This is a genomic window from Maribellus sp. CM-23 (assembly GCF_021354595.1).
Classification (GTDB): Bacteria; Bacteroidota; Bacteroidia; order Bacteroidales; family Prolixibacteraceae; genus Draconibacterium.
In genome coordinates, this window is record NZ_JADWYJ010000001.1 from 1,483,487 (window position 1) to 1,495,831 (window position 12,345).

General features: G+C 42.9%; 11 protein-coding genes. 9 read left to right on the forward strand and 2 right to left on the reverse strand.

The annotated features are described in order from the left end of the window. Positions 1 to 30: 30 nt before the first annotated feature. Positions 31 to 411, reverse strand: coding sequence for a glycine cleavage system protein GcvH (gene gcvH, locus INQ51_RS05900; RefSeq protein ID WP_233376954.1), 381 nt, complete (start codon positions 409 to 411; stop codon positions 31 to 33). 250 nt (positions 412 to 661) lie between these two features. Between gcvH and tsaE the strand changes: the two genes are divergently transcribed. From tsaE to INQ51_RS05920, 4 genes are all read left to right on the forward strand, one after another. After that, a complete protein-coding gene (gene tsaE / locus INQ51_RS05905) occupies positions 662 to 1,084 on the forward strand; it encodes a tRNA (adenosine(37)-N6)-threonylcarbamoyltransferase complex ATPase subunit type 1 TsaE (RefSeq protein WP_233376955.1) in 423 nt (140 codons plus the stop codon). 147 nt (positions 1,085 to 1,231) lie between these two features. Continuing rightward, complete coding sequence (locus INQ51_RS05910) at positions 1,232 to 2,443, forward strand: alanine dehydrogenase (RefSeq protein WP_233376956.1); 1,212 nt, start codon at positions 1,232 to 1,234, stop codon at positions 2,441 to 2,443. A gap of 19 nt (positions 2,444 to 2,462) precedes the next feature. Next, on the forward strand, positions 2,463 to 3,317 hold the full coding sequence (locus tag INQ51_RS05915) for a LytR/AlgR family response regulator transcription factor (protein ID WP_233376957.1): 855 nt from the start codon (positions 2,463 to 2,465) through the stop codon (positions 3,315 to 3,317). 208 nt (positions 3,318 to 3,525) lie between these two features. Beyond that, a complete protein-coding gene (locus INQ51_RS05920) occupies positions 3,526 to 4,029 on the forward strand; it encodes a hypothetical protein (protein WP_233376958.1) in 504 nt (167 codons plus the stop codon). Between the two features lie 18 nt (positions 4,030 to 4,047). Here the strand turns inward: INQ51_RS05920 and INQ51_RS05925 are convergent, their stop codons facing one another. Beyond that, positions 4,048 to 4,812 (reverse strand): DeoR/GlpR family DNA-binding transcription regulator, encoded by a 765-nt coding sequence (locus INQ51_RS05925; RefSeq protein ID WP_233376959.1) that lies wholly within the window; start codon positions 4,810 to 4,812, stop codon positions 4,048 to 4,050. A 505-nt stretch (positions 4,813 to 5,317) separates the two neighbouring features. On the opposite strand from INQ51_RS05925, the gene INQ51_RS05930 reads away from it, so the two are divergent. The 5 genes from INQ51_RS05930 (at position 5,318) to INQ51_RS05950 (ending at position 12,329) form a co-directional block, all read left to right on the forward strand. Beyond that, entirely contained in the window at positions 5,318 to 6,886 is a 1,569-nt protein-coding gene (locus INQ51_RS05930; protein WP_233376960.1) for a glycerol-3-phosphate dehydrogenase/oxidase, read from the forward strand. A gap of 84 nt (positions 6,887 to 6,970) precedes the next feature. Beyond that, on the forward strand, positions 6,971 to 8,314 hold the full coding sequence (glpT, locus tag INQ51_RS05935) for a glycerol-3-phosphate transporter (RefSeq protein ID WP_233376961.1): 1,344 nt from the start codon (positions 6,971 to 6,973) through the stop codon (positions 8,312 to 8,314). 57 nt (positions 8,315 to 8,371) lie between these two features. Further along, positions 8,372 to 9,301 carry an HAD family hydrolase gene (locus tag INQ51_RS05940; RefSeq protein ID WP_233376962.1) on the forward strand — a complete coding sequence of 310 codons (930 nt, stop codon included), beginning with the start codon at positions 8,372 to 8,374 and terminating at the stop codon, positions 9,299 to 9,301. A gap of 79 nt (positions 9,302 to 9,380) precedes the next feature. Then, positions 9,381 to 10,148, forward strand: a complete 768-nt coding sequence (locus INQ51_RS05945; protein ID WP_233376963.1) for a glycerophosphodiester phosphodiesterase — start codon at positions 9,381 to 9,383, stop codon at positions 10,146 to 10,148. A gap of 192 nt (positions 10,149 to 10,340) precedes the next feature. Beyond that, entirely contained in the window at positions 10,341 to 12,329 is a 1,989-nt protein-coding gene (locus INQ51_RS05950) for a calcineurin-like phosphoesterase C-terminal domain-containing protein (protein ID WP_233376964.1), read from the forward strand. Positions 12,330 to 12,345: the final 16 nt, after the last annotated feature.

The window sequence follows — 12,345 nt, forward strand, 5'->3', positions numbered from 1 at the left end:
ACGCCTTCCTTTATCTTCGATTTGTTCTTTCTAAGCTTCAATCATTGCTTTGTAAGCATCAGCATCCAGCAACTCATTCAATTCAGCTGCATCTGCTACTTTAACTTTAATCATCCAGCCGTCACCGTAAGGATCTTTGTTTACCAGTTCAGGATCGTCAGCCAGAGCTTCGTTAACCTCCAACACTTCGCCTCCAACAGGCATAAATAAATCCGAAACTGTTTTAACGGCTTCTACCGTACCAAAAGTTTCGCCTTTTCCAAGCTCTTCGCCTTCTGTTTCAATTTCAACAAAAACAACATCACCCAATTCACCTTGAGCGAAATCGGTAACACCAACCACAACAACATCACCTTCAATGCGCACCCATTCGTGGTCTTGCGTGTATTTCAAATCAGCAGGAATATTCATATTATTACGTTTTAAATGATTTTATGGTACAACATGGAACTCGCCAGTAAAGATCTTCCGGTTCAGCAAGAATCCTTCCGGCTCGTTTCACAAACGAAATGATTTCAAAGATTCTCGTCAAAATTAAAACATTTTACTGAAATAAGAAGACACAAAAAACAACCATTTCCCTGATTTTTACCCAATTTTGACATGGATACAAGATAGTTTTGAGTCTTTTTGTATTATTGCAAAAATTTGTACAAGTAATATGTTTTCAAGAAAAGTCGAATCGCTGTCTGCACTGTCAGAGGCCGCCAAAGAACTGATCAGCATTTTTCCCGACGAACGGGTGTTTGCATTTTACGGAAAAATGGGCGCCGGCAAAACTACTTTCATCCAGTCTATTTGCCGGGAATTGGGAAGCCGGGACAATATCACCAGCCCCACTTTCGCCCTGATCAACGAATACAACACCGCAAAGATGGAATCGATCTTCCATTTCGATTTTTACCGCATCAAAGACATTGAAGAAGCATTTGACCTGGGCTATGAAGACTACATTTACAGCGGCAGTTATTGTTTAATTGAATGGCCCGAAATGATTGAACCACTACTTCCGGAGAAAATGGTGGAAGTTAAAATTGAAGTTTCGGAAGATGGCACCCGGCAAATAAGTGCACAAATAATCTGATTACCAATAAAATAACAAACCTCACTTACCCCCAAGGTCTTCTTCTGAAAGGTAATCTACAATTTCAAATCTTCATTTTGAAAACTCCCCTTTTGCTTGTAAATTGCTCTTGTCAAAATCAGCACTTAATATTCTTACGTTTCAGCAATGGAAAAAGCAAAGGAAAAGGTTTCAATACCCAAATCGATGTTACTGCCCAAGGAGGAAATGTTGGAGGTTCGCAAGAAAGGGCAGAAATTAAAAATTGGGATTCCTTCCGATTTTTCCAAAGTCGAGTACCGCGTGCCTTTAACTCCGCAGGCAGTAGACCTGCTGGTTTCCTACGGTCACGAAATATACATTGAAAAAGACACCGGGAAATCGGTCAGCTACACCAACGAAGATTTCCAGAAAGCGGGTGCTATCATTGTCGAAACCAAAGAGGAAACATTTCAATGCGACATTATTCTGCGCCTGGCCACATTCAGCAACGAAGAAATTGACTCCCTGCGTGGAAACCAGGTGATTATTTCAAGCATGCAAATCCAGGCATACAGCATGGAATCGATCCAGAAACTGATGCAAAAGAAAGTTACCACCATTGCTTTCGAATACTTGGAAAACGAAGATGGCTTTCTGCCTTTTGTCCACCAAATGAGCCAGATTGCAGGGGTGACTTCCATTACTATTGCCAGTGAATACCTGAGCAAATCGAGGAATGGGAAAGGCGTTTTGTTTGGCGAAGTTACCGGGGTTACTCCTGCCGAACTCGTCATTATCGGAACAAGCACCGCAGCCGAATACGCTGCCCGCGCCGCTCTTGGACTCGGAATTTTCGTAAAAGTTTTTGACACCTCGGTTTACGAACTGAGCAAACTGGAAGAAAAACTGGGGCGCCGGATTTTTACATCGGTATTTTATCCGAAGGTATTGAGAAAAGCGCTGGTTTCGGCCGACGCAGTGATTGGTGCCGCATCGTTTAATACGCCTCCGAAATTCAAAGTTTCCGAAGAGCTGATCAAGCAGATGAAGGAAGGTTCTGTGATTATCGACCTCAACATGAACCAGGGAGGCTGTTTCGAAACTTCGGAATGTACCGATTTCAACCATCCTACTTTTGTGAAGCACGGCGTAGTACATTATTGCGTGCCTAACTCTCCGGCCATGGTGGCCCGAACTGCTTCCATATCGATGAGCAATATTCTCATTCCGATTTTGCTGGCCATTGGCGATAACGGAGGTGTTGACAACTACATAAAAGTTTCGAAAGGATTTAGAAAAGGCGTTTATATCTACCAGGGAATTCTTACCAACCACGACATTGGCCGCCTGTTCAACATTCCATCGAAAGACATCAACCTGCTGCTCGCGGTTTTTTAACCATTAATATTACCAGGGCATGCTTAGTTCACTCAACAAAAAATACCCATTCAATGATAACTTAAAGATCAATGTGCGAACCATTACTTCGGTAAGTCTGGGTATTTTCTTATTTCTGCTTTTTTTTCAACCCTTCGAAATTCAGAATCCGGATTTCGACAACCGGCTTATTATTTTGGCCACCTTTGGCGCTATTACGCTGGTTTTACTAAGCATTTTTCGGCTGGTTATTCCGTCTATCTTCATCAAAGCCTTTTCCGAAGAACGTTGGAACATCAAGAAAGAGATCATCATCGACCTGCTGTTTGTGATCTTTAACTCGGTAGCCTTTTCGTTTTTTGCCCGTTATGTGGGAGGTGTACGCATTAATTTCCCCATCGTGATCAACATTGTGATCCTCTCGATTTCAGCGGCGGCTGTTATGGTGACCATCAACCGGATTTACATGCTAAAAAAACAGATCGAAGAACTCAGCCAGTTTGTTCCTTCCGACCAAAAGCAGGAAAAAGAATCGACCAGAGATGAAATGATTGATTTTGAATCGGAGAACAAAACAGAGTTTTTCCAGATTCCATCGGAGCAGGTTTTGCTGATTAAATCAGCCAACAATTACATTGAGGTGCTGTACAAAGAAGAAGGCGGCAGAACAAACAAGAAACTCATCCGGAATACACTAAAAAATACCGAGGAGCAATTAGCGCGCTACCAGGATATGATCCGTTGCCATCGCTCCTACATTGTAAATCGAAAGCATGTTCAGAAACTGACGCGCGGAAACTACGGACTCGAACTTTCGCTGTTTAATTTCCCCCAACCTATTCATGTTTCGCGTCAATATGCACTAAAGGTAAAAGAAGCTCTTCGCCACCATTAACTCTTCAAAACCGCCACAAATTCAAGTAACAATCATCTCTTACTCGCACCTTCTCGAGTTGGGATAGTTGCCATTAATCCCAAATAAGCGGTATTCCAACCATTTCCGGGCATTTAATCACATTTTCTTGACACCAACCCCTTATTCTTTTTATACTTCTGTCCGCACATTTTCTTTGTACTACAGGAACACTTAAATATAACACCACATGAAAACATTATTAATATATCCGGAGAAAGATAACACCACTAAAAGCTGGCTGAACAAGCTTGGCTTGAATACAAAAAAAATACACGCAACACCGCTGGAGCTACTCGAGATCTCCATCGAACTTCCAATTACCTGGGAGAAGAAACTGATTGATTTGAGCGTGGAAAAACTTCGCGACAAAGACATCCTTTGGGCCGACCTCATCATAATAAAAACACAGCACAACCAAACTCAATCAGCCGGTTTGGTGGCCAAAAGATGCGATGCATTTCAAAAAAGAATAATCGTACAGGGAGAATTGGATGAATCACCACTCTGGAGTACCGAAAATAATTCCCTATCCAGCTTCACCGAGATCGTTGACAACCTCTTTGACAATAGTTTTCTCCACGATTTTTTGGATGCCGGAATCAAAAAGAAACCAAACATCGGAAACTCGGAGTATTCTTTGTTCGATTTTTCCGGAAGCCTCAGAAAGCGACTCCAAATCGTACTTGACTAAGCATCAGAAAGCAAAAGGTTAAACCAAATCCACTTCAATCCCCTTTTCCCTCATTATGGCAATGGCATTGGGAGAAGCATTTTTATCGGTAATAATCCGATGAATCTGGTGCATGTCGCAGATCTTACCAAAGCCACGTTTCCCGAACTTTGAAGAATCAGCCAGAACAATTACTTCCTGCGCAGCCTTTATCATAAATTTATTGAGGTATGCTTCGTCCAGGTTACTGGTGGTAAGTCCAAAATCCAGGTCAATACCATCCACACTAATAAAAAGCTTGTTACAGGTCAGATCTTTTAAGAAATACTCTGCGTGAGGGCCGATAACCGAAGCAGAACTTTTCCTCATAATTCCACCCAGCTGAATTATTTCGATATTGGGCTTATAACTAAGCGTTAGCGAAACTTTAACCGAAGAAGTAATTACTGTTAACGGCTCGGCAAATGTCATTTGCTGCGCAAAACGCAAAAGAGTTGTTCCGGAGGCAATAATGATCCTGTCATTTTTCTCCAGCAACAGATTGGCCGCATCGGCTATACGCGCTTTTTCTTCTACCTGAACTTTAGCCTTTTCATCAATGTGCCGGTCGTTAATCAATGAACTCAGCTGGCTTGCACTGCCATGATTCCGGTACAGCAACCTTCTTTCTTCGAGCTCCTTTAGATCCTTCCGGATCGTAACTTCCGAAACGCTTAGCTTTTTACTCAGATCCTGCACACGAACAAATCCCTTTTTCTCCAATTCGTTCAAAATAATTTTGTGCCTTTGCGCGATATTTCTCATAATTTTAGTTTGTTTTCAAGCAAAAGTAAGAAAATGAAATGAATACAACACTATTAAGGTAATTTACTCACTCCGACCACATAGCCCACAACTACATGATTACAAGATCAATAAATCACATACTCTTATCTCGTCCTGAATTTACTTAATTTCGATTACTGGGAACATCACATTCACTTTACCAAAAAGCGAAACATGTGTTAAGTTAACGCGAAACAACTTTTTTGAGTATAATAACTTCTCCTAAACGATTTCAAAAAATATCACACAACTACAAATAAATCAATCCCTTACAAAACATATTCAATTCCCTATCCTTGGCATTAAGGTCAACATAATAATGTCATCCATGTTCAGCTCATAGCCCTTTTCAAAACCGAATAAATTTCATTTAGTTTCATTTAGTTTCATTTTATTTTGTTTTTATCGAAACAGAAATTTATTTTTACTTCATGTTTTTAACACAAACAATTAAAAACCTTTAATATTTAAAATACCACATAAAATGAACCGAGAGAGCTACATCGCACAATTGAAGTCATCAAAAGAAGAATGGGATTTCATTGTTGTGGGAGGAGGAGCCACGGGCCTGGGTATTGCAGTAGATGCAGCCACCCGCGGATACAAAACTGTTTTACTGGAACAATCAGACTTTGCAAAAGCAACATCGAGCCGAAGCACAAAATTGGTGCACGGTGGAGTTCGCTACCTGCAAAAAGGAGATGTTGCTTTGGTGAGAGAAGCCTTGCGTGAAAGAGGATACCTGCGAAAAAATGCCCCACACCTGGTTAAAAACCAACGATTTATAATTGGAAATTATCTATGGTGGGAAAAACCATTCTACACGATTGGGCTTACAGTGTACGATTTACTCGCAGGAAAAATGGGATTGGGACACTCGATCCCAATGAGCAAAAAAGAAGTAATAAAACATGTTCCCGAAATAGAGCAAAAGAATCTTAAAGGAGGAGTAGCATACAAAGACGGCCAGTTCGACGACGCACGCCTGGCTGTTAACCTTGTGCAAACTGCTACAGAGCATGGTGCAAATGTGGTAAACTATGTAAAAGTTACCGAACTGCTGAAAGACGCTAACGGAAAAGTTTCAGGTGTGGTGGCCCAAGATGAACTAAACGGTGGCACATTCAAACTAAAAGGGAAATGCATTATTAACGCCACCGGCATTTTTGTGGATGATATTATTAAAATGGATGCGCCCGAAGAAAAGCCATTGGTCAGACCCAGTCAGGGAGTGCATTTGGTTGTTGACAAGTCGTTTTTGGGCGGCGACGATGCCATTATGGTCCCCAAGACCAGCGATGGCCGCGTAATGTTCGGAGTACCGTGGCACAACCGGGTAATTCTGGGCACAACAGACACCCCGGTAAAAGACTTTGTTTTGGAACCCAAAGCCTTGCAGGAAGAAGTTGATTTCATTCTGGAAACAGCAGGTCGTTACCTTACCCGGAAGCCCCAGCGAAAGGACGTGCTTTGCGTTTTTGCAGGACTTAGACCACTGGCCGCCCCACAAAAACATGCGGACGAAACCAAAACAAAAGAAATTTCGCGTAGTCATAAACTAATCGCCTCCGATTCAGACCTGATTACCATCACCGGAGGAAAATGGACTACCTACCGAATTATGGCGGAAGAAACGATTGACCTCGCAATAAAAAGAAAGAGTCTTCCTCTGAAGCCCTGTAAAACCAAAAACCTTAAAATACATGGCTACCGCGAAAATCCGGATTACAATCATTGGCTCTATGTTTATGGTAGCGACCAAGACGAGATACTCCGTCTTCAGAAGGAGAATCCGGACTATGCCCATAAGTTAATCGACGACTACGATTTTACGGTTGGGGAAGTAGTTTGGGCAATTAGAAACGAAATGGCACGCACCGTTGACGATGTATTGGCGCGCAGAGTGAGAGTACTCTACCTCGACGCCAAAGCGTCTATTGAAATTGCACCCAAAGTAGCCAAAATTATGGCACAGGAACTCCGGAAAGATGAAAGCTGGGAAAAAGAACAAGTCAAAACTTATACCGACATAGCCCAATGCTACCTGGCATAAGCTTGTTTAATAAAAGTGTAAATGATTAGCAATAAAACGTAAATAATAGAAACCTACTTTTGCGAACTTTAACAAATTAACTAAATGCTTAATTTTAGAAATATACTTTCTCCCCCTCCACACAAAGAACTATTGCCTGAAGAGAAAATTGATCCTACGTATAAAAAATTACGCTGGCAGGTTTTTCTGGGCATTTTTATTGGTTATGCTGGCTATTACCTGGTTAGAAAGAACTTTTCGCTTGTTATGCCCGACCTGATTGAGCAAGGTTACACCAAAAGTCAATTGGGGATAGTTGCTTCAGCTGTCTCCATTGCCTACGGACTAAGCAAATTCCTGATGGGAGGAGTTTCCGACCGAAGCAATGCAAGGGTATTTCTTAGCCTTGGATTATTACTCTCGGCTGTGACCATCTTTAGCCTGGGGACAATCCCGTTGCTGACCTCATCAGTAACCATCATGTTCATTGTAATCTTTATCAACGGTTGGTTTCAGGGAATGGGCTGGCCTCCCTGCGGACGTACAATGGTACACTGGTTTTCGACAAAAGAACGCGGCACCATGATGTCGATCTGGAACGTGGCCCACAACATCGGCGGCGGCCTGATTGGCCCACTGGCAGTGGTAGGAGTTGCCATTTTCGGGAACTGGCACAGTAAGCTATACTTTCCGGCATTAATTGCCATGGGTATTGCGTTCCTGGCCTATATTCTGATTCGGGATACTCCGCAATCCTGTGGTCTGCCAAATATTGAAGCCTACAAAAAAGATTATCCGAAAGATTATAACCAAAGCTATGAAAAGGAATTTTCAGCAAGGGAAATTTTCTTCACCTATGTATTTAGAAACAAATTTTTGTGGCTCATTGCTTTTGCCAACGCCATGATTTACCTGGTTCGGTACGGAGTGCTCGACTGGGCCCCAACGTACCTCGACGAAGTAAAAGGCTTCTCGATTTCCGAATCGGGGTGGGCCTATTTTGCTTATGAATATGCAGGCATCCCTGGAACTCTGTTGTGTGGCTGGATTTCGGACAAAGTATTCAGGGGAAGACGAGCCCCCGCAATTATTATTTACATGCTACTGGTGATGGTGGCCATTTATATGTACTGGCAAAATCCTGCCGGCCATATCATGATCGACAACATCGCCCTGATTGCCATCGGATTCCTCATATACGGACCGGTTATGCTAATCGGAGTTCAGGCGCTTGATCTTGTTCCCAAAAAGGCAGCCGGAACTGCTGCAGGCCTTACCGGACTGTTCGGGTACCTCGGCGGAGCATTGCTGGCCAATATTGCCATCGGATTTATTGTGGACCACTGGGGCTGGGATGCGGCGTTTATCCTTATGCTCGCAGCCTGTGTGATTTCCATCATTTTCACCGCTTTTACCTGGAAAACAGAGAAGCAACGATTAATTGCTTAATCTAAATCAATAAACAACAAAAGAACGCAGTTGCGTTTCATTCAAATCAATTGAAAAATGAGAAAGATCCTATTTATATTATCACTCACATTTCTCCTGTTCATACAGGGAATACAGGCTCAAACCTTTCGTCCGATCAAAGGATGGTCGAAAGAAGTGAATGAGAAGCTTGAAAGCTTTTTGAACTCAACACTTACCATGACCGAGCGAAAAGTATCTGTTTTCGATTGCGACGGAACAACTTTCGGGCAGGTACCTCATTATTTAGCTGACGAAGCGCTTTACCGCTATGCCGACCAGGTTCTGAAAAACAGAAACGACAAAGACGCAAAAGAAAAGCTAGAGGTACTAAACCGCATGGTGAAAAACGGGGACAACGTGGGGAAAATATACGTAGAAGACCGCATTCATTTTCTGGCCGGCCTCTCTCCATCAGAGATAGAAATGATTGGCTACAATTGCTTCCGCGAAGCCTATGAAGGGAAATTTTACCCCGAAATGAAGGAATTAATTGCCAACCTGAAGGAATACGGGTTTGAAGTTTGGGTGCTTACCGCATCTCCCGAAATTCTTTACCAGAAATTCGTGTCGGAACAATTGGGTATTCCTGAAATAAATATTTTGGGTGCCAAATGTGTGGTAAAAGAGGGCAAAACCACGAACGAAATCATTCTTCCGATTCCGCAGGACGATGGAAAAGCGCATACTATTGAAACCTACATTAAAACCAGACCGCTGATCGTAGGCGGCAACAGCCGAGGCGACATGGATATGTTGAACGAATCGGCCGGTCTGAAAATTATTGTAAACCCCGACGACAAAACGGTGCGGGGAGAAGAAGATGGCCCAATGAACGGCTATACCGTTAAATCGTACTGGGAGAAAGAAGGTGCTTTGATCGTAAAATGCAACGATGTGGCTGACCCTTCGGTGAAATTTTCCACTACAGAATGGAAGATCAGGCAAAACCGCCCCAATCCGAAGTAATAAAACCACTTCTCATCAAAAGACAAAAACGAACGATATTATATAGCGACAAACTGATAAAACAAACAATTACATACAGATGAAAACAACATTTCTTTTATTTTTCATGATTACGGCAAGCTTTCCTTTGTTTGCACAGGTAGAGTTTGTAGGACACAGAGGAGCTTCTTACCTGGCTCCTGAGAATACAGTTGCAGCAGCTAAACTCGGATGGGAACTTGGAGCCGACGGAGTTGAAATTGATATCTACCTTACGCCCGATCAACGGGTGGTGGCGATCCACGACAAAACCACCAAAAGAACAACCGGAGTCGACCTGGTAGTTTCGGAAACAAAATCAAAAAAACTTAGAAAGCTGGATGCCGGTACCTGGAAAGATGAAAAATTTGCCGGAGAAAAGATCCCCTTTGTGGAAGAAGTACTGAAGATTATTCCTGAAGACAGATACTTAGTTATCGAAATCAAAACCGGTCCTGAAATTTTTACGGCTTTACAAAAAGCGATCAAAAAATCGGGCAAGGCAAAACAAGTAAAATTTATCGCCTTTAACTGGGAAACGATTCTCATGGCCAAAAAACTGTATCCTGAAAACGACTGCTACTGGCTCACCTCATCGGCCAAAGATTTGGATAACAAAATCGGGGAATGTGCTGCACTGGGCCTTGAAGGAATAGATGTAAATGCAAAACTGGTTACTCCGGAAACAATGGACAAAGCCAAAAAACTTGGACTGGATGTTTGGTGCTGGACAGTTGACAAACCAGAAGACGCCAAACGAGTTGCCGACCTGGGAGTAAGCGCCATTACAACCAACCGCCCGGGATGGTTGCGCGAACAGTTAAGATAAATAACAACAAGTGGCGCCTTTTGTGCCACTAAATCACGAAGTACGTTATGGGTCTCCTTGATGACAAATAACGGTGGAGAAAAAGAGGACATGAAGTATTTCATCGAAATGAGAGTGGATTATTTTACAAGGAATTATCCGGAACATTTAGAGAAATTACTTACCAAATAAGAATAGATACATTTTAAACGAATGAGAAAAATAAAAAGTAACCTGGAATACAGTAAAATTTTATTGTATTTAGTTTTGGCTGTAATTTCATCGCTGTATAGTTGCGAGAGCGGGGACGAGAACGAAGAACCGATAGATGATTTTAATATACAGATTACCCTCCCGTCAACAATTGATGTGACCAAGGGCGGTGAATATGTTTTTACAGCGCAAGACGGAGGCGGACTAAAAACGTCCGATTCATTCATCCTGGAGTCGGGTGGCATATCTTACGTTTGTCCTGTCACCGCTGTTTCGTCTACAGGCTTCACAGTGCAGATTTCCAATGAATGTAAAACCGGCACTTACAATGTTTCCGTTAAACGGGATGCACGAAAGAAGCCTGTTGGGAAGATATACATCAATATTGTTGATTTTTTGTTTACGCCGGACGAAGGCACTACGGTATATGGCATCGTTAAATCGGCAGAGGGCGGCTTGAAAGGCGTCGTGGTTTCAGATGGTGTGGAAGTAACCACCACAGATGAACAAGGCATCTATCAACTCAAGTCCGCAAAGAAAAGAAACTATGTCTTTATTTCTGTTCCGAGCAATTACGAGGCGCCTTCTTCGGGAGTGCTTCCTCAGTTCTTTCAAAAATTAAAAGCCAGTGCCAACACCGTAGAACGGGTAGACTTTACGCTTCAGAAGGTTACCGGCCAGGATGCCTACAAAGTATTCATGCTGGGCGACATGCACCTTGCCGCCCGAACAAACGACCTTAGCCAGTTTTCGGCTTTTACCACCGACCTGAACACTTACATGAACGCCCACGCTTCTAAAAAAATGTATGCAATTGCCCTGGGGGACATGACCTGGGATTTGTACTGGTATTCAAACAACTTTGGCTTACCCGAATACCTGAACACCATAAACAGTCAGGTTAAAAATTTGCAGATATTCCATACCATCGGCAACCACGACTACGATTATCAGGCGACTTCCGATTTTACCGCGGAACTCAAATACATGAACAACATTGCCCCTACCTATTACTCGTTTAATATAGGTGAGGTCCATTATGTTGTCATGGACGACATCGATTGCAGTGAGTATGACGGAACAACTTCCCGCAATTACAAAAAACTGACTTCTGCTGAACAGTTGAGCTGGCTTGAAAAAGACCTCTCTTACATCGACAAGTCAACGCCTTTGGTTGTTGTGATGCACGCACAAGTATATTTACCTTCGGAAACTGCCGAATTTAAGATAGACCACGACATAACCAGCACCGAACAACTATTCAACATTCTGGATGGCTATAAAGTGCATTTTGTGACGGGGCATACACACAAGACTTTCAATGTTACGCCCCAGGATGCCATTACAGGCGGAAATGATTTCTATGAACATAACGCCGGAGCGGTTTGCGCCTCCTGGTGGTGGTCGGGTAACTTAACGCCGGGTGTTCACATCAGTCCTGACGGTACACCGGGCGGGTATTCGATTTGGGATGTTTCGGGGAAAGATTTGCAATATGTTTACAAGGCCACCGGATGGCCGGAGGATTACCAATTCCGGAGTTACGACCTGAACAATGTAAACTTTTCGCTGGCAGATGTTCCGCTGATGCCATCCTCGGTTCCTACTTCGGTTAAGAATAAGTATATGCAGTATGTTGATGCCTACCCGGCAAACAACAATAACGAGGTGCTGATAAACATCTGGAACTGGAATCCGCGCTGGACGCTGACCGTAACTGACGAATCAGGAAAGAGTCTGACTCATGAAAAAGTCTGGGCATACGACCCGCTGCATATTGCCGCCCTTTCCGTGAAGCGCTTCAATTCGGCTAGTCTTACGTCTACTCCCAGTTTTATTACCGATAAATTCACCCACTTCTTCAAGGTGAAAGCCGATAATGCAGACACGGACCTGACCATTACCGTCAAAGATGAATTTGGGCACATCTGGACAGAAAATATGCAACGCCCCAAAGTCTTCTCTACGGATGCTTATAAGACGAAATAAAAATTATTCTAATTTA